General features: G+C 69.7%; 29 protein-coding genes. 19 read left to right on the top strand and 10 right to left on the bottom strand.

Annotation, left to right across the window (positions count from 1 at the left end):
* Positions 1–39: 39 nt before the first annotated feature.
* On the top strand, positions 40–957 hold the full coding sequence (locus tag CYL12_RS15045) for a LysR family transcriptional regulator (protein WP_233486766.1): 918 nt from the start codon (positions 40–42) through the stop codon (positions 955–957).
* On the opposite strand, the gene CYL12_RS15040 is transcribed toward CYL12_RS15045, so the two are convergent.
* A complete protein-coding gene (locus tag CYL12_RS15040; protein WP_233486903.1) occupies positions 921–1,433 on the bottom strand; it encodes a hypothetical protein in 513 nt (170 codons plus the stop codon). The two genes, CYL12_RS15045 and CYL12_RS15040, sit on opposite strands and share 37 nt — an antisense overlap.
* 25 nt (positions 1,434–1,458) lie before the next feature.
* The gene (locus tag CYL12_RS15035) at positions 1,459–2,733 is read right to left on the bottom strand and encodes a hypothetical protein (protein WP_158297206.1); all 1,275 of its coding nucleotides are present in this window, start codon (positions 2,731–2,733) and stop codon (positions 1,459–1,461) included.
* 81 nt (positions 2,734–2,814) lie between these two features.
* Here CYL12_RS15035 and CYL12_RS15030 point away from each other — a divergent pair, with 81 nt between their 5' ends.
* Positions 2,815–3,348, top strand: a complete 534-nt coding sequence (locus tag CYL12_RS15030; RefSeq protein ID WP_101848302.1) for a DUF488 domain-containing protein — start codon at positions 2,815–2,817, stop codon at positions 3,346–3,348.
* A gap of 120 nt (positions 3,349–3,468) precedes the next feature.
* Complete coding sequence (locus CYL12_RS15025) at positions 3,469–4,563, top strand: YihY/virulence factor BrkB family protein (RefSeq protein ID WP_101848301.1); 1,095 nt, start codon at positions 3,469–3,471, stop codon at positions 4,561–4,563.
* An 18-nt stretch (positions 4,564–4,581) separates the two neighbouring features.
* On the opposite strand, the gene CYL12_RS15020 is transcribed toward CYL12_RS15025, so the two are convergent.
* Positions 4,582–5,979 carry an MFS transporter gene (locus CYL12_RS15020; RefSeq protein ID WP_101848300.1) on the bottom strand — a complete coding sequence of 466 codons (1,398 nt, stop codon included), beginning with the start codon at positions 5,977–5,979 and terminating at the stop codon, positions 4,582–4,584.
* A 136-nt stretch (positions 5,980–6,115) separates the two neighbouring features.
* On the opposite strand from CYL12_RS15020, the gene CYL12_RS15015 reads away from it, so the two are divergent.
* The 4 genes from CYL12_RS15015 (at position 6,116) to CYL12_RS15000 (ending at position 10,369) form a co-directional block, all read left to right on the top strand.
* On the top strand, positions 6,116–6,832 hold the full coding sequence (locus tag CYL12_RS15015) for a helix-turn-helix transcriptional regulator (protein ID WP_158297205.1): 717 nt from the start codon (positions 6,116–6,118) through the stop codon (positions 6,830–6,832).
* Between the two features lie 117 nt (positions 6,833–6,949).
* The gene (locus CYL12_RS15010) at positions 6,950–7,441 is read left to right on the top strand and encodes a transglycosylase SLT domain-containing protein (RefSeq protein WP_158297204.1); all 492 of its coding nucleotides are present in this window, start codon (positions 6,950–6,952) and stop codon (positions 7,439–7,441) included.
* On the top strand, positions 7,438–8,424 hold the full coding sequence (locus CYL12_RS15005; protein WP_101848297.1) for a cation transporter: 987 nt from the start codon (positions 7,438–7,440) through the stop codon (positions 8,422–8,424). Before CYL12_RS15010 ends, CYL12_RS15005 begins: the two co-directional genes overlap by 4 nt.
* A 46-nt stretch (positions 8,425–8,470) precedes the next feature.
* The gene (locus CYL12_RS15000) at positions 8,471–10,369 is read left to right on the top strand and encodes a heparinase II/III domain-containing protein (RefSeq protein ID WP_158297203.1); all 1,899 of its coding nucleotides are present in this window, start codon (positions 8,471–8,473) and stop codon (positions 10,367–10,369) included.
* A gap of 21 nt (positions 10,370–10,390) precedes the next feature.
* On the opposite strand, the gene CYL12_RS14995 is transcribed toward CYL12_RS15000, so the two are convergent.
* Positions 10,391–10,840, bottom strand: a complete 450-nt coding sequence (locus CYL12_RS14995) for a MarR family transcriptional regulator (protein WP_101848295.1) — start codon at positions 10,838–10,840, stop codon at positions 10,391–10,393.
* Between the two features lie 167 nt (positions 10,841–11,007).
* Between CYL12_RS14995 and CYL12_RS14990 the strand changes: the two genes are divergently transcribed.
* The 3 genes from CYL12_RS14990 (at position 11,008) to CYL12_RS14980 (ending at position 14,271) form a co-directional block, all read left to right on the top strand.
* Positions 11,008–12,561, top strand: a complete 1,554-nt coding sequence (locus CYL12_RS14990) for an MFS transporter (RefSeq protein WP_101848294.1) — start codon at positions 11,008–11,010, stop codon at positions 12,559–12,561.
* Between the two features lie 45 nt (positions 12,562–12,606).
* Positions 12,607–13,527 (top strand): aminoglycoside phosphotransferase family protein, encoded by a 921-nt coding sequence (locus tag CYL12_RS14985; RefSeq protein WP_233486765.1) that lies wholly within the window; start codon positions 12,607–12,609, stop codon positions 13,525–13,527.
* Positions 13,528–13,590: 63 nt separating this feature from the next.
* Positions 13,591–14,271, top strand: a complete 681-nt coding sequence (locus CYL12_RS14980) for a hypothetical protein (protein WP_158297202.1) — start codon at positions 13,591–13,593, stop codon at positions 14,269–14,271.
* Between the two features lie 11 nt (positions 14,272–14,282).
* On the opposite strand, the gene CYL12_RS14975 is transcribed toward CYL12_RS14980, so the two are convergent.
* Together CYL12_RS14975 and CYL12_RS14970 are read right to left on the bottom strand one after the other, a co-directional pair.
* Positions 14,283–14,903 carry a cyclodeaminase/cyclohydrolase family protein gene (locus CYL12_RS14975; RefSeq protein ID WP_101848291.1) on the bottom strand — a complete coding sequence of 207 codons (621 nt, stop codon included), beginning with the start codon at positions 14,901–14,903 and terminating at the stop codon, positions 14,283–14,285.
* A 32-nt stretch (positions 14,904–14,935) separates the two neighbouring features.
* Positions 14,936–15,451, bottom strand: coding sequence for a CGNR zinc finger domain-containing protein (locus tag CYL12_RS14970; protein ID WP_101848290.1), 516 nt, complete (start codon positions 15,449–15,451; stop codon positions 14,936–14,938).
* Positions 15,452–15,560: 109 nt separating this feature from the next.
* On the opposite strand from CYL12_RS14970, the gene CYL12_RS14965 reads away from it, so the two are divergent.
* Genes CYL12_RS14965 through CYL12_RS14955 form a run of 3 tightly spaced genes read left to right on the top strand, consistent with a single transcriptional unit; the run spans position 15,561 to position 17,356 of the window.
* Positions 15,561–16,430, top strand: a complete 870-nt coding sequence (locus tag CYL12_RS14965; protein WP_101848289.1) for an alpha/beta fold hydrolase — start codon at positions 15,561–15,563, stop codon at positions 16,428–16,430.
* 26 nt (positions 16,431–16,456) lie between these two features.
* A complete protein-coding gene (locus tag CYL12_RS14960) occupies positions 16,457–16,918 on the top strand; it encodes an HPP family protein (RefSeq protein ID WP_158297201.1) in 462 nt (153 codons plus the stop codon).
* 48 nt (positions 16,919–16,966) lie between these two features.
* Complete coding sequence (locus CYL12_RS14955) at positions 16,967–17,356, top strand: hypothetical protein (RefSeq protein WP_101848287.1); 390 nt, start codon at positions 16,967–16,969, stop codon at positions 17,354–17,356.
* A 14-nt stretch (positions 17,357–17,370) separates the two neighbouring features.
* Here the strand turns inward: CYL12_RS14955 and CYL12_RS14950 are convergent, their stop codons facing one another.
* The gene (locus tag CYL12_RS14950; protein ID WP_199399146.1) at positions 17,371–18,042 is read right to left on the bottom strand and encodes a hypothetical protein; all 672 of its coding nucleotides are present in this window, start codon (positions 18,040–18,042) and stop codon (positions 17,371–17,373) included.
* 255 nt (positions 18,043–18,297) lie between these two features.
* On the opposite strand from CYL12_RS14950, the gene CYL12_RS14945 reads away from it, so the two are divergent.
* Entirely contained in the window at positions 18,298–18,831 is a 534-nt protein-coding gene (locus tag CYL12_RS14945; protein ID WP_101848285.1) for an MmyB family transcriptional regulator, read from the top strand.
* Here the strand turns inward: CYL12_RS14945 and CYL12_RS14940 are convergent.
* Positions 18,795–19,625 carry an MmyB family transcriptional regulator gene (locus tag CYL12_RS14940; RefSeq protein WP_158297200.1) on the bottom strand — a complete coding sequence of 277 codons (831 nt, stop codon included), beginning with the start codon at positions 19,623–19,625 and terminating at the stop codon, positions 18,795–18,797. The genes CYL12_RS14945 and CYL12_RS14940 overlap by 37 nt on opposite strands.
* Before the next feature lie 240 nt (positions 19,626–19,865).
* On the opposite strand from CYL12_RS14940, the gene CYL12_RS14935 reads away from it, so the two are divergent.
* From CYL12_RS14935 to CYL12_RS14915, 5 genes are all read left to right on the top strand, one after another.
* Positions 19,866–20,702, top strand: a complete 837-nt coding sequence (locus CYL12_RS14935; RefSeq protein ID WP_101848283.1) for an alpha/beta fold hydrolase — start codon at positions 19,866–19,868, stop codon at positions 20,700–20,702.
* Between the two features lie 96 nt (positions 20,703–20,798).
* The gene (locus CYL12_RS14930; RefSeq protein ID WP_158297199.1) at positions 20,799–21,113 is read left to right on the top strand and encodes a hypothetical protein; all 315 of its coding nucleotides are present in this window, start codon (positions 20,799–20,801) and stop codon (positions 21,111–21,113) included.
* A gap of 59 nt (positions 21,114–21,172) precedes the next feature.
* Positions 21,173–21,820, top strand: a complete 648-nt coding sequence (locus CYL12_RS14925; RefSeq protein WP_101848281.1) for a hypothetical protein — start codon at positions 21,173–21,175, stop codon at positions 21,818–21,820.
* Between the two features lie 73 nt (positions 21,821–21,893).
* Entirely contained in the window at positions 21,894–22,370 is a 477-nt protein-coding gene (locus CYL12_RS14920; protein ID WP_199399145.1) for an adenylyltransferase/cytidyltransferase family protein, read from the top strand.
* Between the two features lie 38 nt (positions 22,371–22,408).
* Positions 22,409–22,720: a hypothetical protein gene (locus CYL12_RS14915; RefSeq protein WP_101848279.1), complete on the top strand. Its 312-nt coding sequence runs from the start codon at positions 22,409–22,411 to the stop codon at positions 22,718–22,720.
* Between the two features lie 57 nt (positions 22,721–22,777).
* Here the strand turns inward: CYL12_RS14915 and CYL12_RS14910 are convergent, their stop codons facing one another.
* Both CYL12_RS14910 and CYL12_RS14905 read right to left on the bottom strand, forming a co-directional pair.
* Positions 22,778–23,293, bottom strand: a complete 516-nt coding sequence (locus tag CYL12_RS14910) for a GNAT family acetyltransferase (RefSeq protein WP_101848278.1) — start codon at positions 23,291–23,293, stop codon at positions 22,778–22,780.
* A 97-nt stretch (positions 23,294–23,390) separates the two neighbouring features.
* The gene (locus CYL12_RS14905) at positions 23,391–23,744 is read right to left on the bottom strand and encodes a MerR family transcriptional regulator (RefSeq protein WP_199399144.1); all 354 of its coding nucleotides are present in this window, start codon (positions 23,742–23,744) and stop codon (positions 23,391–23,393) included.
* Between the last annotated feature and the right edge of the window lie 60 nt (positions 23,745–23,804).

Raw genomic sequence — 23,804 nt, 5'->3', positions numbered from 1 at the left:
GAATCAGGACGGGCGGAACCGGCGATGTCCGATGTGAGCATGAGGCAACTCGAATTGTTCGCCGCGCTGCCCAACTTCCCCACGCTCAGCGCCGCGGCGGCCCACCTGCACATCTCGGAGTCGGCGCTGTCGCAGGCGGTGACGAGCCTCGAGCGCACCGTGGGTGCGCAACTCTGCGTCCGACGGAAGGCCCGCGGCCTCACCCTGACGCCGACCGGTCAGCAGTTCGCCAGACAGGCCCGCCGCATCGTCGCTGACGCGCAAGAGCTCGTCCTCGATGCCCGACGCGGCACCGAGCTGCGCGGGCCGGTGACCCTCGGCTGCTACGCGAGCTTCGCCACCAGCGTCGTGCCCGAGCTGCTCGAGGGGTTCCCGAAGCGCCATCCGGGCGTGCAGCTGGAGATCATGATCGGCACGAACGAGGAGCTCCTTTCGGCGCTGGATGCGGGGGACCTCGACGTGGCTCTCGTGTACAACGTGTCGCTGCCCGCCGGGTACCGCCGGCGCCGGGTCTACGCCACCGAGCTCGAGGTCCACCTGCCGCCCGAGCACCCCCTGGCCACCGCCGAAACGCTGGATCTTCCGGATCTCGCCGACGAGCCCTACATCCAGTACGACGCCAGCCCGGGAACGCGTAACGTCATCGACGCCTTCACCGCACGCGGACTCGAACCGCGCATCGAGGCTCGTGTCAGTCAGCTCGCCCTGGTGGAAGCCCTCGTGGGCCGGGGTCTGGGCTATGGCCTGCTCATGTCCCGTCCCAACACCCTGCCCGTCAGCAGCGAGGGACGCGCCGTCGTGATCCGTCCCTTGGACCCTCCCGTGACCGTCTCCCATGTCGTCGGCATCTGGCCGGCCGACATGACCCTGACCTCGCGGGCCGACGCTCTCCTCGACTTCGCCGTGGAGAAGCTCGGCGACTACGGGCGGGCGGACGTGCGGGCGGCCGACGTCTGAGTCGTGCGCCGGCGGCGGTGCGTCCCGAGCAGCGCGACACCGAGGAGCACGAGCAGACCGCCGGCCCCCGCCGCCGCAGCCGCTGTCGGCGCGAGTCCCGTCGTCGCGAGGTCGGTGTCCGTCGCCCCACTCGACCCGCCCTCGGCTCCCGGGTCGACGTCCGTACCGGGATCCGGGTTCTCCGGCTCGGGCTCGGGCTCGGGCTCGGGTTCGGGGTCGGGCCCTGGTCCCGACCGGGGCACGTAGACATTCGTCACCGTGCAGACGGTATCGATCCCGGCCGTCACCTCGACGACGTTGCCCTCCAGCGCTCCGCCCGTGCACTGCCAGCCGTCGCTGCGGTAATCCGCCGTGGGGACGCCCTCCACCGCCGCCTCCGAGAGCCGGAAGGCACCGGCACCGAGCGGAGCGAGCGTCACCGCGGCCTCGCCGGACGCTCCTTCGATGCGAGGACGCGGGAACTCCCCGCCGCCGATGGCGCGAAGGGTCCAGTCCGTGACATCAGCGGGTCCGGCCGGCGCCCCCCGGACCGTCTCCCACGACCGCCTTGCGGAGCGTCAGGGTGCCACCGACGAACGTGTTCGTCGCGGTGCAGATCGCGTCCTCCCCGAAGCCCAGCGTCGCCGTGGTCCCGTCCCAGGTGGTCCCCGTGCAGCTCCAGTCGCCCTCGTAGCCGCTCGGGCCGTCCTCGGAGAAGACGTAGTCGCCCGGCGGCAGCACCATGTCGGTGACGAACTCCGACCCGCTGGGACCGGAGAGGGCCGCGTTGCCCGGGCCGCGCGCCTTCAACTCGAAGTCCGCGGGCACCGCGCGCCCGCGCTCACCGTTCACCACCTGCTTGACGAGAGTGAGGGTGGGAGTGATCGACGCGTTGGTGAGGACGCACACCACGTCGGCCGACGGGGGCACCTGGACGACGTCCCCCGACACGGTCCCGCCCGAGCAGTTCCACCCGAGGGCGTCGTAGCCGGACGGACCGTCCGTCTCACTGAGGGTCCACGCCCCGGGGGCGACGGCCGCCTGGGTGACCGCCGGTGAATTGGCTGGGCCCGAGACCGTGGCCGCGCCGTCGGTCGCCGTCAGTGTCCAGGCCGAGGGCAGCGCCGGCGTCCCGAAGGCGGAGGCGACCTGTTTGCGCAGTGTCAGCGTCGATGCGGTCCAGCGATTCGTCACGGTGCAGATCACGCTCTCCAGCGGGACGACCTCGACGGTGTCGCCGGTGCCCACGGGCGTACCCTCGTCGTCGACGCATGACCAGCCCTCGCTGACGTAGGACCCCGCCTGCGGAGCGGTGCTCGACTCCGAGAGGGTGAAGGTCCCGGGCGCCACCGCCGCGAAGCTCACCTTGCTCGAGCCGGAGACACCGCTGATGACCGTGTCGGCGGACCGGGCGGTGAGCTCCCAATCCTGCGCGTCGAGGGGCCCGCCGCCCGCGTTCACGACGTTCTTCACGAGGGTGAGCTGGCCGATCTCGAGCGTGTTGATGATGGTGCACGTCACCTCCGCTCCTGCCGCGACGGTCACGGTGTCGGCCGTCACCGCACCGCCGGTGCACGACCACGGACCGGCGGCGTACCCCGCGGGGCCGTCCGCTTCGGCGAGCGCATAGTCGCCGGCGGGCACCGGAACGCGGGTGACGGAGGGCGACCCGGAGGCGCCGGTGACGGTCTCCGGCCCCGCCGCCGTCAGGGTCCAGTCGGAGGGCGGCTGGTCGCTGCCCATCACGTTCTTGACGAGCGTAAGCCGCCGGCCCCCGCCCTCGGGTGCGGACGCCACCCGTCACCTCACCGTAGGGGCGGCGACCGCGGCGGGGCAAGGGTCGCCGGTGAACAGGGCGGGGTGGGCTACGGTCGCCTCATGGCTGCGCCCTTCTTCACCATCGGGCACTCCACCCGGACGATCGACGAGTTCCTGGGGCTGGTGCAGGAGAGCCGCGTGGAGAGTGTCGTCGACGTGCGGCGCCTGCCCGGCTCGAAGCGGTATCCGCAGTTCGACCAGGACGCCCTGGCCTCCTCCTTGCGCGCCGCCGGGATCGCCTACCACCGTGCGGAGGGGCTGACGGGTCGCCGCCCGGTCAGCCGGGATGTGCCGTTCGAGACCAATGCCTGGTGGCAGAACCGCAGCTTCCACAACTACGCGGATCACGCGCTGTCGGCGGATTTCGGGCAGGCTCTGGACGACCTCCGCGCCGAGGGTCGCGCGCGGCGCGTCACGGTCATGTGCTCGGAGAGCGTGTGGTGGCGGTGTCATCGACGGATCATCGCCGACCATCTCCTCGCGCGGGACGAGGTCGTCCGCCACATCCTCGGCCCTGGTCACGTCGACCCGGCAGAGCTCAGCGGTGGCGCCGTGGTGGGCGGGGACGGGACGGTCACCTATCCGGTCGGATGACTGGAAGCCGGCACAGCATCCCCCTCGTTTCGGATTCGCGCAACCCCCGTGCCCTCACGCGCCCTCTTCTCGTAGGACTGACTCCGCGGGCAATGCTCGCGCCGACGCCGAGGAGGAGCCATGTCGAAGGCAGACACCGAGCGGAGCGGATCGACAGCCGCACCCTCTCCCGAGCACGACGAGAAGCCGGACAACCCCACGGATCTGCAGAAGCGGTCGTGGAAGTACGTGCTCGTCAAGAGCGTGCGGGAGTTCTCCGCCGATCAATGCATGGACGGCGCGGCGGCACTCACGTACTACGCGGTGCTCTCGATCTTCCCCGCCATGATCGCCGTGTTCTCGCTGCTCGGCGTCTTCGGGCAGGGCGGAGCAGCCGCCGACGCCGTGCTCGGCATCATCGGCGACGTCGCACCGCCGGAGACGGCGGAGGCGCTGCGCGGACCCATCGAGCAGATCTCCCAGGCGCCGGGTGCCGGCATCGCCCTCGTCACCGGAATTCTCCTCGCGCTCTGGTCGGCGTCGGGCTACGTCGGCGCGTTCAGTCGGGTGATGAACCGCATCTACGAGATCGAGGAGGGACGGCCGTTCTGGAAGCTGCGGCCAATGCAGCTCCTCGTCACGCTCATCACCGTCGTCTCGCTGGCGATCGTCGCCATCGTGCTCGTCCTCTCCGGCGACGTGGTGTCGGCGCTGGGCAACGCGATCGGCGCCGGCGAAGGCGTGCAGCTCGCGTGGAGCATCGCGAAATGGCCGCTGCTGCTGTTCGTCGTCGTCTTCCTGGTGGCGGTCCTCTACTACGCGACACCGAACGCCAAGCAGCCCAAGTTCCGGTGGATCAGCGTGGGAGCCCTCGTGGCCATCGTGGTGCTGGCGATCGCCACCCTCGGGTTCGTGCTCTACGTCACCACCTTCTCGAACTACGAGCGCACCTACGGATCGATGGCGGGTGTCATCGTGTTCCTGCTGTGGCTGTGGATCGCGAACCTCGCGCTGCTGTTCGGCGCCGAATTCGACGCCGAACTGGAACGCGGTCGTCAGCTTCAGGCGGGTATCGCCGCCGAACGCGACATCCAGCTGCCGCCGCGCGACACCCGGCAGAGCGACAAGCGCGCGGAGAAGGAGACGAAGGACATCGAGGAGGGTCGCCGCATCCGCGTCGAGAACGATCACGACGACGGCGACGAGGCGTCGCGGGACGAGCAGCGACGACCCTGACTCGCTGCGTGCCGGGGTCTATCCCCTCGACGCCTTCTCGGCCGTTGCCGCCGAACCGCCGTCCAGCGCGACCTCCGCCGCGGACGGCGTCCCTGCCAGCGCGTGCAGACGACCAGCCCCTTCGACGTCGGGAATGATCGACGCCACCAGAGTGGCGATCACACCGATCACGGCGATGACCGCGGAGTAGACGACGACCGGCCAGAAGGCGCCGCCGGCCGCCGCCACCAGAGCCGTGCAGATCAGCGGCGCGAGACCGCCGCCGAGGGTGTTGGAGATCTGATAGCCGATGTTCACGCCGGTGGTGCGCGCCTCGGGATCGAACATCTCGGCGAGCATCGTCGCCAGGGTGGCCTGCATCGCGACCCCGAAGACGACGAAGCCCAGGATCTGCCCCAGCCAGATCAACCACATGTTGCCCGTGCTGAACATCATGAACGCGGGATAGACCATCGCCGCGAATCCGAGGCAGCCGATGATGTACACCGTGCGGCGTCCGATCCGGTCGGAGATCGCGCCCCACAGCGGAGCCACCACGATCTGCAGGAGGCCGACCATCATCGTCCCGGCGAAACCCATCCAGGCCGGCAGCTCCTCGTTCGAGACCATGAACGCCAGACCGTAAGTGAGCACGACGTACCCGGCGATCGACTGGGGGAGGCCGATGAGGACGCCCATGATCGCGTTCTTCGGGTGCCGGAACGCCTCGACGAGAGGGTTGACCTTCTTGCCGACCAGGGCGAGCTGCAGCGTCTGCGTCTCGGTGAAGGCGTCCGATTCCTCGAGCTGGCGCCGCAGCAGCACGGCGGCGATGGCCAGGACGATCGAGAGCACGAACGGGATGCGCCAGCCCCACTGCAGGAACCACGAGTCGTCCGTGGCGCCCAGCGCCGCCATCAGACCACCGGAGAAGACGTTGGCGATCCCGGCACCGCTGATGAGGAAGGCGCCGTAGAGCCCGCGCTTGCCGGTGGGAGCCGCCTCGACCACCATGGTCGCCGCTCCCCCCATCTCCCCGCCGACGAAGAAGCCCTGCAGGAGCCGGCACAGGAGCAGGAGCAGCGGCGCCGCGATCCCGATCGCCTGATCCGACGGGATGAGTCCGATCCCGGTCGTGGCGACGCCCATGCCGACCACGGTGCTCATCAGCACGACCTTGCGGCCGACCCGGTCGCCCACGATCCCCCAGATGATCCCGCCGAGCGGACGGAGGAAGAACCCGACCGCGAACGTCGCGAATGACGACAGCTGCGCGACGAGGGGGTCGTTCGAGGAGAAGAAGACGGCCGGGAAGACCGCTGCGGCGGCCAGACCGTACAGGTAGTAGTCGTAGTACTCGATGATGGTGCCGATCGCGCCGCCCGCGACCGTCTTGCGCTGCTTCGGTGTGAGCCTGCCCCGCGCCGTCGTAGTCATCCCAGCCTCCTTGCCAGATGAGTCGGTGCCGAGCCGCGATCGCCCCTCGACCGCCGTCCTCGGCGTCGATAAACTAACAGGGGCAGAGACAATCTGTCCATCACTCGTATTTTTTGTTCATCTGAGGTGTATGCCCGTGTCCCCACTGCCGGTCGGCGAAGGAGCCGCCCCGTCGCTTCCGCTGTCGTCCATGCGCGAGACCTACGAGAGCGCGGAGGAGGTGCTGCAGCTGTACCGCCCTTTGCTTCCCGCGCTCGCCGCCGCGGCGGGACCCTCCGTCGAGGTCGTGCTCCACAACCTCGACGGGAGCGATGTGGACCTCGGTCACACGATCGTCGCGATCGAGAACGGCCACGTCACCGGTCGAGCGGTCGGCGGCCCCTCCACGTCGCTCGGACTCGACGTGCTCCGGGACCGCCAGAAGAACCACGACGCCTTCGGCTACACGGCCCACACGAGCGACGGCCGTGAGCTCCGCTGCTCGTCGATCTACTTCCACAACCGCGAAGGCGACATCATCGCCTCGCTCTGCATCAACGTCGACGTCAGCCCTTTGCGTCAGGCTCGCAACATCTTGGACGCCCTCCTGCCGGCCACCGCAGCGGAGATGGCGCCGAGGGAGCACTTCGGGACCGACCTCGTCTCCGTGATGGATGCGATGATCACCGAGGCGATCCGCGATATCGGACGGCCTGTCGAGGCGATGTCGCGCGACGACAAGATCAGCGTCCTGGAGCGCCTGGACCAGCGGGGCGCGACGCAGATGCGGAAGTCCGTGGAGGCGATCGCGAAGAGGCTCGGCATCTCCCGCGTGACCGCCTACAACTACCTCGAGGAAGCACGCGCCCGCTGAAGTCGGCGACGCGCTGCCCGGGAATTGCTTTCCGCCAGGCCGGGGCTATGGTGAAGACCATGACCCGACGCGCCGCCTGTGCGGCGCGTCTTTTCTCTGCGAGGAGCAATCGAAGCCATGTGGAAGCGTCACCGCCGGAGGGCATCGGCCAGCGTCGCCGGAAGCGTGGCGATCATCGCCGCGCTTGCCGGGTGCGGAGCAATCCCCGCCGATGTCGACGGCACGGTCGACCGCGTCCAGGACGGCGAGATCCGGGTCGGTATCACGCACAATCCCCCGTGGACGGACACCACCGATCCCTCGGGTCCCACCGGCGAGGAAGTGCGCCTCGTCGAGGAGTTCGCCGAGACGCTTGACGCCACTGTCGTCTGGACCGTCGACAGTGAGGCGAACCTGGCGGATCGGCTGCACGACCATGCGCTCGACCTGGCGATCGGCGGGTTCACCGACGACACCCCCTGGGTCGACAAAGCGGCGATGACCGTCCCCTTCGACGACGCGTCGACCGCCGGCGAGACGAAGAAGCACGTGATGCTCACGGTCCTGGGGGAGAACCGATTCCTCACGACCCTCGAGACCTTCCTGCTCGAGCGAGGAGACGCCCGATGAGAAGCCATCCCGCCCTCCCCTCCGCGCAGCAGGACACGCTGCGCCGGGCGATCCGCTTCGAGTGGTTCACGCTCGCGTTCCTCGCCGTGGCGATCACCGGCGTGTACCTCGTGATGGGCAACTCCCAGGCGATGAAGGCCGCGTGGATCGAGGACCTGCTCTCCCTTGCGCCGCCGATCGCCTTCCTCCTGGCGGTCCGCATCATCGCGAAGCCGGCGACCGCGAAGTACCCGTACGGGTTCTTCCGCTCGGTCGGCGTGGCCCACCTCGTGGCCGGCGTCGCCCTGTTCACCATGGGCGCGTTTCTCCTGGTCGATTCCGTCATCGGGCTGGTGAGCGGGGATCGGCCTCCGATCGGCTCCGTGCAGGTGTTCGGGCACGTGATCTGGTCGGGGTGGCTGATGATGGGCATGATGGCGCTGACCATCCCGCTGCCGATCTACTTCGGCCGCGTGAAGATGCGCCTCGCGAAGGATCTGCACAACAAGGTCCTCTATGCCGATGCGGACATGAACAAGGCGGACTGGATGACCGCGGCCGGCTCGATCGTGGGCGTCGGCGGCATCGGACTGGGCCTGTGGTGGGCGGACGCGGCAGCCGCGACCTTCATCGCCGGCAGCATCCTCTGGGACGGGTGGCGCAACACCCGCGCCGCGATCACCGACCTCATGGACACCCGCGCGACGACGTTCGACGACGAGCAGCCCCACCCCGATTCCCACGCCGTGCTCGACCACCTCCGGACCCTGCCCTGGGTGCGTGATGTCGCCGTGCGGACGAGGGACCAGGGACAGTTCTTCCACGTCGAAGCGTTCATCGTGCCCGTCGATGATGCCCTGCCATCCCTGGCCGAACTCGACCGCGCACGGCAGGAGTGCCAGGACCTGGACTGGAAGCTCGTCGACGTGGTCCTCGTGCTCGTGCCGGAACTCGCCGACCAGCTGACGCGACAGGAGGAGATCCGACCGAGCGCGATCGTTTGATCACGGGATAGCTCCTCCGCCGGGCGCCCCCGCTACGGTCGGGATCGTGCCTGCAGCGACGACGAAGACGACCGGAACCCTGGAGACGGCGTTCGAGACGCTCTTGACCACGAGGTCGGTGGATCGACCTGTTCCGCCCGTGCCGCCGGTGGGCGCCGTCGCGTGGGACCGGATCGACGCTGCCAGCCGCTCCGGCGTGCGCGTGGAGGCCGAAGCGGTGCTGCGAGCCGCCTGGCCGGACCTGCCCCGCGACGCGTGGGACGCCTTCTTCCGCTCCGGCACCAGGACCACGTTCGAGACGCCCTACTTCGAGCGGCGGCGGCGACTCTCCACGCTCGCCCTCGCCGCGGCCACGGAGGCGGGGACCCTTTTCGGAGAACGCTGTGCCGAGGCGATGATCGACGGGCTCCGGCTCGTGCTGGACGAGCCGACCTGGTGCGTTCCCGCGCACAATGCCCCTCCCGGCGGCACGCTGCAGCCGGAACCCGATCCTGCGCGGCCCGTGCTCGACCTCTTCGCCGCAGAATCCGCCGCCCTGCTCGCCTGGCTCCTGACGCTTCACCGGCACACCCTCCCCGTCGAGCTCACCGGGCGGATCGCGAGCGAGATCGACATCCGGGTTCTGACACCCTTCGAGCAGGACGCGCCCCGCTACCACTGGTTCGCCCTGCCGAGCAACTGGAACCCGTGGGTCGTGTCCAACGTCCTGGCCTGCGTCTCCCTCGTCGACGTCGACCCGGCACGAAGGGCGGCGATCCTCCGCACAGCGATCCGCAGTCTGGACCCGTACCTCGCCGGAGTCCCTCAGGACGGAGGATGCACGGAGGGGGTGATGTACTGGTGGCAGTCCGCGGCCCGCCTCTTCGAGGCCGTCGAGATGCTCGGCTGGTACGCGCCGACCGGCGCAGACGCCGTCTTCCGGCATCCGCTGCTGCGCGCGCTTGCGCGGTATCCGATGGTCGTCGCCCTGGGCCCCGACGGCTGGAGCGCCGTGTTCGGCGACGGATCCGCACGGCGCCCCCGTGCGGGCGGGGGCTCGATGAAGGATCGTCATCCCGGCGAGCTCCTGTGGCGCTTCGGGCAGCGGACGGGGGACTCCGCTGTGGCGCGCTTCGCGCGGGAGACCCGGGGCGCCGGCCCGGCCGTCGAGCTTCCGCTCCCCCTCGGCCGCGCACTCCTCGCCCTCCTCGACGAGAGCTGGCGCGACGCGCCCGCTTCGCCGCCGTCCGCGCCCGCCCCGGTGCTGCTGCCGGAGTCCCAGGTCTTCGCCGCCGCCTCCGGCCCCCTTCGCCTGGTCGCGAAAGGCGGGCACAACGGCGAGCCGCACAACCACAACGACGTCGGCAGCTTCGTCGTCGCTGCGGACGGCGCCCCACTGCTGATCGACGTCGGCTCCGGCGTGTACACCGCCTCGAGCTTCACCGCCGCCCGTTACAACCAGTGGTTCACGACCTCCGGGTTCCACAGCGTCCCAAGGATCAACGGCGTCGAGCAGCCGCCGGGAGCGGAGTTCGGTGCGACGGTCCTCTCGGATGAACGTGAGGAGAACGGCTGGGCGTTCACCATCGACCTGGCACCCGCCTACCCGCCGGACGCCGGAGTGACGTCCTGGATCCGACGCTTCGAACGAATCGGGACTTCGGCGATCCGCGTCACCGATGCCTGGCCCCAGGCTCTGAAACCGCGCGAGATCGAACTGGTGCTGATGCTCGCGCGCGTGCCGGTGCTCCGCGGCGAGGGCGAGTTCGGCCTCCGCGCCCCGGACGGCGATGACGTGCGCGCCGTGCTGTCCGTCGATCCGTCGGCGCGCACGACGGTGGACACCATCCGACTCGACGACCCCCTGCTCCGCGCGGTGTGGGGCGAGGAGATCGCCCGCGTGATCGTGCGGCCGATGCCCGGGGTGCTCGGCGCGTCCGTCCTCGTGGACGCCCGGCCCCGCTGAGCACGCTGCGCCGCCCGAACCTCACTCCGGGAGGTCGACCTGGCCGCTCACGTCGACCAGCGCCTGCGTCGCCGACAGCGCCCGCCTCAGCACCTCGGCCGGGACGGTTCCCAGCCTGTCTGCCCGATGAGCGCGGACGCGAGCGACATCGCTCTCAGCGCGTGTCGTCAGGACGAACCCCACTCCTCGCCCGCCACCCGTTCGCTCGCCCGGGGTGACGAGCCCGGCGCGCCTCAACGCGTGCAGTGTGGCGCTCACGTTGCTTCTCTGGAGACCGAGGCCCCGGGCGATCTCCGTGGCCGTGCTGGCGGGACGGACGGCGATCTCGTGCAAGACCTCGATGTCTCTCGGCGTCAGACGCGGGGAGTCCGGCAGGGCGAGCGTCCGGGGCTCGATCCGATGCGCGATGGAGATCACCGCATCGGCGAACCGCTGGAGTTCCGCTTGGTCGATTGGCGCTTCGGTCGTCACAAGTGTATTGTTTCATACGCTTCTGAGGGAGCGTGACCGGCACGAGGGCCGACCACGCTCGTGTAGCCGTCGTCGCTGCCACCCAGGTCCTCCGGGCATCCGACGGCGCACCTCGCGAAGCCCTGTGCTCGTCGCGCCCCCGATCCCGACACGACGAAAGCACTGCCATGACCTCGACCCCCTCTCCCACCGCAGGCGCGCGGCGCGGCCTGCGCGGACACCCGATCGCCACTCTCATCGCCGTCTCGCTCGGCCTCTTCATGGTGGGTCTCGACGCCACCGTCGTCTCGATCGCGAACCCCGCGATCGCGGCGTCGCTGGGGACGACGTTCACCGAGCTGCAGTGGGTCACCCACGCCTATCTGCTCGGACTCGCCGTCTGCCTCATCCTCGGCGGCACCCTCGGCGACCGTTTCGGCCGCCGGCGCGTCTACATCATCGCCGTCGTCGCCTTCGCGCTCACGTCGGTCGCAATCGGCCTCATCGGCAGTGCGGTCGGCGTCATCGTGTTCCGTGCACTGCAGGGCGTGAGTGCGGCGCTGCTCATGCCGCAGACGCTGTCGATCCTGCGGGCGACGTTCCCCCGGGAGAAGTTCGGCATGGCCGTGGGGATCTGGGGCGGCGTGTCCTCGGTGGCGATCGCCGCGGGCCCCATCGTCGGCGGGGCTCTCGTGGCCACCCTCGGCTGGGAGTCGATCTTCTTCATCAACGCACCCATCGCCCTGCTGACCGTGGTCTTCGCCGCGCTCGTCGTGAGGGAGTCGACCGCCGGAAGCGCGCGCGTGCGCTTCGACGTGCCGGGACTGATCCTGCTCGCCATCGGCCTCGCCGGACTGGTGCTCGCGATCGTGCAGTCCGAGGAGTGGGGGTGGGGGGATCTGCGGACCGTGCTCGTTCTCGCGGGGGCCGTGGCCGTCCTCGTCGTCTTCGTGCTCGTCGAGCACCGCAGCTCCCACCCGCTGCTGCCGATGACGCTCTTCCGCGAGCCCGGCTTCTCGATCGGCGGCCTCGCCGTCGCCGCGAACTTCTTCGCCCTGCTCGGGGTGACGTTCTTCCTGAGTCTGTTCCTGTTGAACCTCCGCGGCGTCGAGGGCGTGATGGCCGGGGTCATGCTCCTGCCGCTGTCCGCCGTGTCCATCGTCGCCTCCCCCCTCGGGGCGGTGCTCGTCAGTCGCCTCGGCATCCGCGTGACGATGACGATCGGGCTCGCCCTCGTCGCGCTCTCGCTGGCGGCGCTCACCCCCACGGGTGTCGAGACGCCGTACATCGCCATGGCCGTCCCCTTCGTGACACTGGCGCTCGGCGTCGGGCTGACCATGACGGCGGGCGCGGACGCCGTGGTCGGCAGTGCGCCCGTGCATCTCGCCGGCGTGGCCGGCGGCTTCCAGGCCACCATGCTCCAGCTCGGCGGGGCCCTCGGAACCGCGGTGTTCGCCGCCGTCGTTGCAGCAGGCAGCACCCGCGGCGGGGCGCTGCTCGGCCTGTCGCCCGCCCAGAACGACGCCCTGGCCCAGGGAATCGTGCCGGCCGGGCTCAGCGCCGAGGAGGTGGGCGTGGCGCAGGACGCCTTCCTGTCCGGCCTGCACGCGGCGATGCTCGTCGGCGCGGGCGTCACTGCGGCCGTCGCGATCCTCGCCGCTCTCTTTCTCCGCAGCAGCCGCCGGCACACCGCGGGCGAGATCGTCGTCGAGACCCTCGAGGGCGCTGTCGGCGCGCCGTGACATCGGCCCCTCCGCGCGCGCCGCGGGCTGTGGTGGACTGTCGGCGTGGAGCAGACACCCAGGACGGCCCCCTCGGCGACCGGTGCGTCCGGAGCGCCGGATCCCGATCGCGCCTCGCGGCTTCGGATGCTCCTCGCCACCGCAGACCATCTCAGAGAGAGATGGCATCTGCGACAGGACGGCCCGATCCGCTCCGGCGAAGCCGGCATCGTCCTTCCCGTTCGAGGCGCGGACGGGGAGGCGGCTGCGCTCAAAGTGCAGCCGCCCGGTCCGGAGGTCGACGCGGCCGTTCTCGGCCTGGGTCAGTGGGACGGTGAAGGGATCGTGCGGCTGCTCGCGAGCGATGCCGAGCGCGGCGGACTGCTCTTGGAGCGTCTCGATCCCGAGCGGAGTCTGGAGGGCGTCACGGATGACGACGAGGCGACCCGCGTCGTCGGCGCCCTTCTCGCGCGCCTGCACGGCATCCGCCCTCCCGACGGTCTCCCGCTCCTCGGAACGGTCGTGCAGCAGATGCTTCACCGAGCGCCGGAGGCGAGGAGGACGCTCACCGCTGAGGACCGGCGGCGGTTCGACCGCTGGGTGCGCCGGGTCGGCGAGGTCGCGGCGGAGGCGGGCGATCGCTTCCTGCACTGGGACATGCACTTCGGAAACGTGCTGCATGCGGACCGAGAGCCCTGGTTGGCGATCGACCCGGAGCCCCTCATCGGCGACGCCGGCTTCGATCTCTGGCCCGTGCTGGACAGCGGGTGGAGCAGCGACCCCAGGAGGACGGACGCCGCGCGCATCGTCCGCCGCCGATTCGACATCCTCACCGACATGCTCCAGCTCGACCGGGACCGCGCGACCGCGTGGACTGCGGCGCGACTTCTCCAGAACACGCTCTGGGACATCGAGGACGGAGAGCAGGCCATCGCCTACTCCGCGACCGTGCTCGACGATGCCCTGCAGAGCCGCCCCGCATCTTAACCTGTCCCCGAGGAGCGGCGCCAAGGGGTCGCTCCTCGCAGAACACCGGGCGACCCTGGCGACATGAGCACCTTCCTGTCCCGATCCGGGGGCCTCGCCCTTCGAGGGATCATGGCGGCGATCCTCCTCGTCCGACGACCTCGGCCGATCCACGCGCACGGTGCGATCTTCGACGGGAGGCTGGTGATGCGGTCTGACCCCGGCTCCGGCATCCGCGGGATCGACGATCCGCCGGCAGCCGACGTGCCGGTCGTGGTGCGCGTCTCGCGCTCGGTCGGCCTGCCGCCGTGGATGCCGGACGTCTACGGTCTCGGCATGAGGTGGGCGCAGGGCGGAGAGGAGATCGACCTCCAGCTGGCCTCGACGGGCATCGGCGTCCCGGGACGCTTTCTGCTCCTCCCCCGCCTCACGCCGACCCGGGCGACGCTGAGCAGCGTCGTGCCGTACCGGACTGCTCGCGGCCCGGTCATGCTGTGCGCGCGCACCGTCCCGTCGCGGAGACTTCCGGGCGGGTTCGCCGAGCTCCGCCGGGCGGTGGACAGCGAGCCGTGGACGCTCCGGCTGTACTTCGCCTCGCCGGGCGGACGGTGGCATCCGTTCGCCGACGTGCGGCTCGACTCCGCCCGGGCCGAGGACGACGCGGCCCTGCGCTTCGACATCGATCGTCGCCCGCTCCCCGGGGCGGACACGTATCCCTCGGTGCGGGCGCTGCGCGGTCCCTCCTACCGCCTCACGCAGGGGTGAGGCGGTGACGCTCAGTCCAGGCGCGCGGACAGCTCCGCGGTGATCCGTGCGACCTGAGTGCGCGCCTCGGCCACGCGACCGATCTCTTCCTGCAGGGCCGTCAGCATCGACGTGGAGGCTCCGTGCCGCCTGGCGAGCTGCAGATTCGCCCGCAGGTTTAGGGACGCACCCGACAGGCCCGCGTGCAGCGCCTCCGTCGCGACGGCGAGGTCCACGGCGACGTGAGGATTGCCGTCCGACGCGAGCGTGCGAGCCTCGGGGACCAGGGTCACGCCGATGCGGCCGAGCCGCGCGACCGACTGCGCGGCCTCGACGGCGGCGTCACGGACGCGCTCCTCCCGCGCGGGGTCATCCGGTGACATCGCGAGCGCGGCCCCGAAGCTCGCCGACACCACACCATCCGCTTCGACGGCCTCCAGGAGCTCCGTACGAACGCGGACGAGCCGGTCCGCGCTCTCGGCGACGGCGCGGACATCGGGGGTGTATCCGGCGACCATGCCCATCAGCGCTGCCGCCAGACCGAGCATCACGCCCGACGCCGCCCCTCCGCCCGGTGATCCCGTGGGCTGACTGAGAGCGTCGAGCCAGGCATCCATCGGGCGGGATGTCGGGACGTCTGCGGAATCCGTCATGCGCGCCAGACTATCCGTGGGACGCTCCAGGTTCAGCGGGCCGCCTTCGGCCTGACGTGCTTGTCGTAGAACCGCGCGGCTTTCATCCGATTGCCGCACCCCTGCATGGAGCACCAACGGCGCTGGCCGCTCTTGCTCGTGTCGTAGAACCACAGGACGCATTCGGGATTCGCGCAGGGGCGGATGCGCTCCGGGCGCTCGCCGTAGAGGCGGACCAGGTCGGCCGCCGCGACCCACGCCGCGTGCCAATCGGGGTCGTCGACGATGACTTCCTCGCTGGGCACGCCCTGGCGGAGACCCGGGCGACGTGAGCCGTGCGCGAGGACGACACCGAGCGGGTCGGTGTCGCCGGTCACCGCCGCGCGGATCGCATCCCGGGCACGGACCAGCGCCGCTCGCGCCCCCCGACCTCCCGGCAGCCGGTGCTCCGCGAGCCAGGCGGACACGCCAGCGGGGTCGTCGAAGAGATCGACCCGGTGATCGCCCTCGACCCAGGCGGTGTTGACGAGGTCGAGCGCGAGAGGTTCGCCGCGGAGCGGTCTGTCCATGCGTCAACTATAACCGCTATTCGACAGTTGACAGGTTGCGAATCGGGAGGCTAACGTCGACGAACCGGGCATAACCGGCTATCGCAATATGAACAGTTAGGATCACACCGTGACCCAGTCGCACCGCAGCGCCCGCATCGACGGCCTCGACGTCTTCTATCGGGAGGCAGGTGACCCGCAGGCCCGTACGCTCGTGCTGTTGCACGGCTTCCCCACCTCGTCCGTCATGTACCGCACACTGATCGACGAGCTCTCCGATGAGTTCCACCTGATCGCTCCCGACTACCCCGGATTCGGCCTCAGCTCCGCGCCCTCACCCCAGGAGTGGGGATACACCTTCGACCACCTCGCCGATATCGTCGACGCACTCCTCGATTCCCTCGGCCTCGACCGGTACGCCCTCTTCGTGCACGACTACGGCGCCCCTGTCGGCTTCCGTCTCGCCGAACGCCACCCGGACCGCATCACGGGAATCGTGTCGCAGAACGGCAACGCCTACGACGCGGGCCTCACTCCGTTCTGGGATCCGCTGCGCCGCTGGTGGGCGGGCACAACGACCGCGGCAGACGAGGAGGCCCTCGCGGGCCTCACCGCCAGGGAAGGCACCCACTGGCAGTACACCCACGGTGTCCCCGTGGACGACCTGGAGCTGGTGGACCCGACGCTGGAGGCCCTCGACCAGGCTTTCCTCGACCGTCCGGGCAACGCGGACATCCAGCGCGCACTCTTCGCCGACTACGGGGTCAACCCCGGGCGCTACGCGGGGTGGCAGGAGTACCTGCGTCGTCACCAGCCTCTCGTGCTGGCCGCGTGGGGTCGTCACGACGAGATCTTCGGGCCGGACGGCGCACGCGCATTCGCACAGGACGTGCCGGACGCGCAGGTCGCGTTGCTGGACGCCGGGCACTTCCCGCTCACCACGCGTCTCGAGGAGACGACGAACCTGATGCGCCCCTTCCTGCGCGGTCTCCCGGACTGAGGATGGCGCCTCTCAAGCGCCCGGCCGTGAGGGGAGTTCCTGAAGCTCTCCTCACGACCGCGGCCACCACCGCCTCACTGCTGGTGCTCGCCGGGGTCGCCACGCTGACCGGGCTGCCGCTGTTCGCGCTCCCGTTCGCGGCCAGCGCGGCGATCGTGGCACTGGCTCCCGCGTCCCCGCTCGCACAACCGCGCAACGTCGTGCTCGGGCACGTGGTCGGCGCCGCGGTCGCCCTGGGAGCGGCAACGATCCTCGGACCCTCCGTCTGGACAGCGGCGATCGCCGCGGGACTCAGCACCGCTCCGATGCTCCTGCTCAAAGTGCCGCATCCGCCCGCGACCGCCACCGTGGCCCTGGTGGGCCTCACCGCACCCGACCCACTGTTCCTGGTCAGCCCCGTGCTGGTCGCTGCCGCCGTGGTCGTGGCGACCGGCATCGTCCTCGGCCGGCTCATCCCCGCGCGCCGCTACCCCGTCTCGACGCGCTGATGCGCTCCCCGGCGACGCTCCGCATGGTTGTCTCTCTACGATGGAGTCGTGCAGCTCGTCGATACCCTCTCCGTGGTCGGCGAGGTGCTGGCCTGGATAGGGCTCGGCATCGGTGCACCCCTCCTCATCGTGGCGCTGCTGATCCGACTCGTCGAGGGCCAGTGGGTCCCGGTCGAGATCGCCGTGATCGATCGGGACGGACGCCTGTCCGCCCGTTGGTTCGCGGGCGGCGACTTCCACGAGAGGTCACTCCGCCGCGGGGAGCGTGCGCCCGCCGACGACGGGTGGGTCGAGGGGTTCTACAGCTCGAACGATCCCTCACGCGCCCGGATCGGCGAGCCGCCGCATCTGCGTCGGGTCCTGCGGACCGTCGGGATCGTCTTCGCGACGGTGGGCGTCCTGGGCCTGATCGGATCCTTCCTCCCCCTCGTGCTCTGACTCCGTGCGGGGCCTCAGACCGTCGACGGGGACGGCGAGGACGCTGGACCGAACGAGTCGAGCGCCGCACGATACGAGGCGGGGTCCCTCCGCACCTCGTCCGTGACGAGGAGGGCGCGAGGTCCGATCTGTCGGACGTACGTCCCGCGGCACGGCACGGTCACCACCTTCTCGAGACCCCGGCGCCAGGCATGTGCGAGTGTCGTGACCTCCCGGTGCTCTGGGCTGTCCGCAAGCGTCGTGAGCTGCGTCGCAAGGTGCGCCTCGGAGCCGCGTCGCTCCCATACGCGATAGGCCGCATCGTCGAGGACGTCGTCCCCGTACTCATCCCGCGCCGTGGGGCCGACGAGCCGACGCAGAAGGGCCGCACGTTCATCGGGACTCAGAGTCTCATCGAGCAGGCGGTCGAGCACGGCTTGGTCAGGCTCGACCGCCGCATGCGCGACGACCTCGTCCCAGACCCGCGACCACGCCGCCGACCAGCGCTCGCGGGTCTCCTCGTCCACGGGCCGTGCTGCAGGCGCGGGCCTGTCGACCAGCAGCGGCGGGAGCGCGTCACCGACGGGGCGCAGCCCGTGCGCTTCCCGCATCCACAGCAGTTCGAGGACCGTGTGGGGGCGATCGTCGACGGTGATGATCATGTCGTGCGGCCACGGGTTCCCGGGCATCGGTGTCGTCGAACGCATGGTTTCAGGCCCCGCCGCGCCGGCCTGGAAACACCGCGACGGCCCCTGGGTGGGCGTCATTCCCAGTGCTGAGGTTCATCTGTTCCCCTCCCGATTCGACCGATGTCAGTGCGAACAGTCCAGCGGACGAAGCCGCGGAACGGAAGGGCGTCTCGGTGCTCGCCCCGACTCTCCGCTGTCCGTGGCTGCGTCTCCGCCGAAGGGGTCCCCGGGAGGGCGCCCCTCCTCCCGGGGACCGTCGATACGCTGGACGGTATGGGCGACGAGACAACAGGGTCACGGTCAGCACCGACGCCGGGACCCGTCCGCGTCGTCTTCGACCGCCATCTCGACGTCGTCTTCGCCAGCCCCCTCGCGACCGCACTGTCAGCCGCCTTCTCGGTGGGCAACAATCTCGCCCGCTCGCTGTTCTTGAATCCGGAGTTTCGGACGGTGCTCGAAGAGTGGGAGCAGTCCGCGAGTCACCTCGCCACCATGCTCCGCTCCAACATCCGTCGCTTCGGAAAGGACCCGCGATTCGACGACCTCGTCGGAGAGCTCGGCGCGCTCAGCCCGCCGTTCGTCGAGCACTGGGCCGGGACAGAGGTCGCGCCCCGCGCGACGGACATCGTGCACTTCTTCCACCCGATGACCGGCACGCAAGCGTACGTGTGCCGGCTCGAGCCGGATGGCGACGAGCGGGTGGAGATGCGCTGGTCGCCGGCCGACGGGCCGTGCCGCACGGCGCTGCATGCGCTGTGGGTCCGGACGCGTCAGCTCGAGGAGACCCGCAGAGTCTCGGCGAGATAGCGGATCGCCGCAGCGGCAGGCGACCCCGGCGGGTTGGCGAACATCACCACCACGAGGTCCGTGCTCGGGATCCGTAGGTGCTGCCAGCAGATGTCCACCAGACCGAAGGGCTCGATCCGGTGGCGAGTGACGTCGGTTCCGAGCTCGCGCACATCGTGGCGTGCCCAGATCGCCGGAAAGTCCGGATCCTGGATCAGGAGCGTCGCGAGCAGTTCCCGGAACCGGGGATCGTTCGGGTCGCTGCGCAGCCGGAACGATGCCGTGATCCGTGTGGCGAGGTCGAACCATGTCTCCCCCACGCGGTCCCTCGCCGCGACGTCGAACGTCGCCAGCAAGAGATTCTTTCCTGGCTGCAGGGATGCCGGTTGCAGCGCCTTCGCGATGGCATTGCCCGCGAGCACATCCTGATTGCCGTCGATGACGATGGCGGGTGTATGCGACAAGTGCTGAAGGAGCGCATGCACGGACGCCGGCACCTTCTGCTCCATCGGCGGGTGTGAGATCGAATTCCGGAGACCGCCGCTGTTCAGTCGGAGGAGGTAGGCGGTCGCGTCGGCATCGAGGCGGAGCGCCTGAGCCAGCGCGAGAAGCACCTGATCGGACGGCTGGTGGTCGTGCCCGCGCTCCAGCCGGATGTAGTACTCCGCACTGATCCGCGCCAACGCCGCGACTTCTTCGCGTCGGAGGCCTTCGACCCGACGGCCCGGCAGGCGCGGCAGACCGACGTCTTCGGGCTGCAGCAGAGCGCGACGCGCACGCAGGTACTCCGCCACCGCATGACGATGCTCGCTCATACCCTCCGAACCCACGACGGAAACGCTCGCCTCTCGGACTGATCGCACTCCGGATGCCACGGCCGATTTTATCCTCATGACCGCGGCCAGGAGAGGGACCTTGGGAGGGACACGACAGCCGTGGCACCGCTCCCATAACGTGACGGACAACGACCCCCGCCCTGGGAAGGAACATCATCGACGCAGCGGCCGAAGTCGCCTGACTCCCCCTCCCCCACTCGACACACCCTGGAGAAACGCATGCCTTTTGTGACCACCGACGACGGCACCGAGATCTACTTCAAGGACTGGGGTCCTCGCGACGCCCAGCCCATCATGTTCCACCACGGCTGGCCTCTGTCGTCCGACGACTGGGACGCCCAGATGCTCTACTTCCTCAGCAAGGGATTCCGGGTCGTCGCCAGTGACCGACGCGGCCACGGCCGCTCGTCGCAGACCGGCATCGGCCACGATATGGACCACTACGCGAGCGACGCGAACGCCGTCGTCGAACACCTCGACCTGCGTAACGCGATCCACATCGGCCACTCGACCGGTGGCGGCCAGGTCGCCCGCTATGTCGCGCAGTACGGCGAACCCCAGGGACGCGTCGCCAAAGCCGTGCTCGTCTCCGCGGTTCCACCCCTGATGGTCCAGACGGAGGCGAACCCCGAGGGCACCCCGATCTCCGTCTTCGACGGCTTCCGCGACGCGCTCGCCGCCAACCGCGCCGACTTCTTCCAGGCCGTCGCATCGGGTCCGTTCTACGGGTTCAACCGGCCCGGGGCCGACGTCTCGGAGCCGACCGTCGCCAACTGGTGGCGACAGGGCATGACCGGGAGTGCCCTCGCCCACTACGAGGGCATCAGGGCGTTCTCCGAGACGGATCAGACCGAGGACCTCAAGGCCATCACGGTCCCGGTCCTCGTCCTCCAGGGCGACGACGATCAGGTCGTCCCGTACCAGGACGCCGCCATCAAGCAGCACGAGCTTCTCCAGAACTCCGAGCTCAAGATCTACGAGGGCTTCCCGCACGGCATGCTGACGACGCACGCTCAGGTCATCAACCCGGACATCCTCGCCTTCATCCAGAAATAACGACGACAGCGACCACGGTGGCGGCGCGATCCAGAGGATTGCGCCGCCACAGTGGTGCTGCGACGTCGAGGCCCGGGCGGTGGCTAGGATCGCCCCGTGACCCAGATCTCCCCGTTGCCCCGTCGCCGCGCCTTCGGATGCGGGGTGGCGGCGACCGCCGTGGCACTCGTGGGCATCCTGCCGACGGTGATCGTCTTCGTCCTCGCGGGAACGGCGGACCCGAACTACGGATGGCTGCTGTTCGTCACCCTGCCGCTCGCGCTCCTCTTCGGTGGCATCGCCCTCATCCTCGGCATCATCGGGCTCGTCTTCGCTCGCACCGACCGCAGCGGGTACGCGTGGCCCGTCATCGGCGTCGTGCTGGGGGCCGTGTCGGTGCTCCCCACCGCCGCGTTCCTGATGGGCGGCTGACCCGCCGCGAGTGAGGGCACCCAGCCCCAGTCCCCCCTGCTTCCGGAAAGTGAGCCCCCGTGCGCCAGAACCCGCCCGCCAACCGCCTGATGCTCGCGATAGCTGCGGCACTGGCGGCGTTCTTCGTCTGGGGGACACTCGTGCGCCCCCTGGTCAAGGGCGAGCCGCCCGTGGCGACCTCGCTGGTGTTCGCGACGGGAGTGGCGCTCGCCGGTCTGATCATCTGGATCGTGCTCGGACGCATGCAACGACTGCAGCGCGCTCAGCGGCGCGCAATACAGGAGAACGAGCCGCAGGCGCTGGCCTTCGGCTCCTACGCGCTCAACGGTGTGGCGGCGTACCTGTCACGCACGATCCCGCTCCTCGGGCTCGGCGCCGCACCCCGCGGGCTGCTGACCGCGAGCCCGACGGGCGTCATCGACCCTTCGGGATTCCGGGTGGTCCGCGGCGGGCGCCGTCTCCTCACCGCGTACCGCGTGCCGCGCGAGCGGATCCAGGGCGTGACGAAAGGTGCCATCCAGGAGGGCGCGTTCCTCTACCCGACCCTCGTGATCGTCGTCTCGCAGGGAGCGGGATCGGCCACGATCCCGGTCCCGGTGACCAGGGACGACGCACCGCTTCGCCGGGAGTCGCCGGACGGCGTGGACCGTTTGCTCTCCGACGCGGCGCGGATCTGGGGTGTTCCGGTACTCGGCGACGGCGGCTGACGCGTCCAGCTTCGTGACCGGAATCGACGCGCGAGCGTGGGCCGGTAGAGTACGGGAGAACTGAGGGGGCACATTGTCTGACGAGTCCACGGTGCAACGACGCGACTACAACCCGGGACCACGAGTGGGGATCACGTTCTCCACGTTCGACCTGCTGCACGCCGGGCACATCATGATGCTCGCGGAGGCGAAGCGGCAGTGCGATTACCTCATCGTCGGTCTGCAGATGGATCCGACCCTCGACCGCCCGGAGAAGAACGCGCCGACCCAGACGGTCGTGGAGCGCTACATCCAGCTTCGCGGCTGTCAGTACGTCGATGAGATCGTGCCGTATTCGACGGAGCAGGACCTCGAGGACATCCTTCGGTCCTTCAAGCTCGACGTGCGTATCGTCGGCGACGAATACCGTGATCGGGACTTCACCGGCCGCGCCTACTGCGAGACGAGCGGGATCGACCTGTACTTCAACAGTCGGGACCACCGGTTCTCCAGCTCGGGCCTCCGGAGGATCGTCGCGGAGAAGGAAGCCGCGCGAACCGCGAGCCTCTGAGTTCGAGAGCGCACGGATGAAGCGGACACGATGAACGGATGCGCACGTCGACAGCGTGGGTTCTGATCGCGGCGATGATCGCGGTCTCGCTCGTCGTCCTCGGCGTCGTCATGACGTACCGCTTCGCGATCCCGCTCGTCGACCCTCCTCCGCCGGCGCCCGACTACGGCGTCCAGGCGCTCGTCGCCGGCGTGGCGATGACAGCAGCGGTGGCGGGTGGCCTCGGCGCGGGCGTGTACGCGACGAAGCGCGAGGTCGACCGAGGTCGCGTCGTCGGCTGGGCGGCTGCCGCGATGCTCGCTGGCACCGTTCTCGGAACGGTCCTGGCCTTCGCACTGAGCGCACGCTGACGGCTTCCGCCGACGCGTTCCAGCGAGATACGCTCAGGGAGGCCGGACGGTCCGCCGTCAGGAAGGACCGGAGAGTTCCTGTTTCATCCGCTCCCGTTCCGGGTCGAGGAATCTGCCCAGGACGACGGTTTCCTGATCCGAGTAGCCCAACGCGGCATAGAAGCCGACGACCGCTGCGTTGCTCGAACGGACCATGAGCTGCACCTTGGGAGCACCCTGCTCCCGCAGCCACGCTTCCGCGGCGTTCATCAGCTTGCGCCCCCACCCCTGGCGCTGGAAGTCCGGGGACACGGCGAGGTAGTACACCCAGCCTCGATGTCCATCGACGCCGACCATCACCGTCGCCACGACGGCGCCGGCCTCGGATCGTGCGACAAGGATCGTCGACGTCGGTCCCGCCAGCGCGCGCTCTGCATCCTGGATCGGATCATTCCACGGGCGGGTGAGCCCGCACGCATCCCACAGAGCAACTGCCGCTGCGATCTCCGACCGGCGAAGCTGCCCGATTCCGTTCGTGTCCGCACCCCCGACGGTGGCCACGACCGCCCCGTCATTCCTAGAGACTCCACTCATCGGAACAGCCTAGTGATCCTCGGATACGGGAAAACCCCCTTGCGAAGAGGGGGTTTCCATGGCGGCGACCGGGGGATCTGAACTCGTCCGGGGTGGGTCAGAGCCGATCGAGTTGCTGCATGAAGTCGTCGGCCATGTTCAGCTGTTCCGTGAGCTTCTGGCGCCGCAGCTGCGCGCCTTCGCGGATGTCACCGAGGCGGGCGCGCAGCGCGTGGTCACCGGGAGCGGCGGTCAGCGCGTCGACGACGTCGAGAAGCTCGCGCATCTCGTCGAGCGTGTACCCCAGAGGCTTCATCCGTCGGATGAGCAGGATTCGCTCGACGTCCTTCTCGGTGTAGAGGCGGAAGCCGCCGTCAGTACGGGCCGACGGCTGCACCAAGCCGACGTCGTCCCAGTGGCGGAGCGTGCGGAACGACAACGAGGTGCGGTCGGTCACCTCACCGATGCGCATGGTTCTCTCGTCGTTCACTAGCCGCCTCCCGCTGGATTTCGTCGCAACACTCACGTTACG

This window comes from Zhihengliuella sp. ISTPL4 (genome assembly GCF_002848265.1).
Classification (GTDB): Bacteria; Actinomycetota; Actinomycetes; order Actinomycetales; family Microbacteriaceae; genus Microbacterium.
This window is presented reverse-complemented; position numbering and strand designations above follow the sequence as displayed.

What these genes read in the sequence shown, in the direction of transcription:
- CYL12_RS15045 (WP_233486766.1), top strand. Translation starts at nt 40, where the DNA reads ATGAGGCAACTCGAATTGTTCGCCGCGCTGCCCAACTTCCCCACGCTC.
- CYL12_RS15030 (WP_101848302.1), top strand. Translation starts at nt 2,815, where the DNA reads ATGGCTGCGCCCTTCTTCACCATCGGGCACTCCACCCGGACGATCGAC.
- CYL12_RS15025 (WP_101848301.1), top strand. Translation starts at nt 3,469, where the DNA reads ATGTCGAAGGCAGACACCGAGCGGAGCGGATCGACAGCCGCACCCTCT.
- CYL12_RS15020 (WP_101848300.1), bottom strand. Translation starts at nt 5,979, where the DNA reads ATGACTACGACGGCGCGGGGCAGGCTCACACCGAAGCAGCGCAAGACG.
- CYL12_RS15010 (WP_158297204.1), top strand. Translation starts at nt 6,950, where the DNA reads ATGTGGAAGCGTCACCGCCGGAGGGCATCGGCCAGCGTCGCCGGAAGC.
- CYL12_RS15005 (WP_101848297.1), top strand. Translation starts at nt 7,438, where the DNA reads ATGAGAAGCCATCCCGCCCTCCCCTCCGCGCAGCAGGACACGCTGCGC.
- CYL12_RS14990 (WP_101848294.1), top strand. Translation starts at nt 11,008, where the DNA reads ATGACCTCGACCCCCTCTCCCACCGCAGGCGCGCGGCGCGGCCTGCGC.
- CYL12_RS14980 (WP_158297202.1), top strand. Translation starts at nt 13,591, where the DNA reads ATGAGCACCTTCCTGTCCCGATCCGGGGGCCTCGCCCTTCGAGGGATC.
- CYL12_RS14975 (WP_101848291.1), bottom strand. Translation starts at nt 14,903, where the DNA reads ATGACGGATTCCGCAGACGTCCCGACATCCCGCCCGATGGATGCCTGG.
- CYL12_RS14970 (WP_101848290.1), bottom strand. Translation starts at nt 15,451, where the DNA reads ATGGACAGACCGCTCCGCGGCGAACCTCTCGCGCTCGACCTCGTCAAC.
- CYL12_RS14950 (WP_199399146.1), bottom strand. Translation starts at nt 18,042, where the DNA reads ATGCGTTCGACGACACCGATGCCCGGGAACCCGTGGCCGCACGACATG.
- CYL12_RS14945 (WP_101848285.1), top strand. Translation starts at nt 18,298, where the DNA reads ATGGGCGACGAGACAACAGGGTCACGGTCAGCACCGACGCCGGGACCC.
- CYL12_RS14940 (WP_158297200.1), bottom strand. Translation starts at nt 19,625, where the DNA reads ATGAGCGAGCATCGTCATGCGGTGGCGGAGTACCTGCGTGCGCGTCGC.
- CYL12_RS14935 (WP_101848283.1), top strand. Translation starts at nt 19,866, where the DNA reads ATGCCTTTTGTGACCACCGACGACGGCACCGAGATCTACTTCAAGGAC.
- CYL12_RS14915 (WP_101848279.1), top strand. Translation starts at nt 22,409, where the DNA reads ATGCGCACGTCGACAGCGTGGGTTCTGATCGCGGCGATGATCGCGGTC.
- CYL12_RS14910 (WP_101848278.1), bottom strand. Translation starts at nt 23,293, where the DNA reads ATGAGTGGAGTCTCTAGGAATGACGGGGCGGTCGTGGCCACCGTCGGG.
- CYL12_RS14905 (WP_199399144.1), bottom strand. Translation starts at nt 23,744, where the DNA reads ATGCGCATCGGTGAGGTGACCGACCGCACCTCGTTGTCGTTCCGCACG.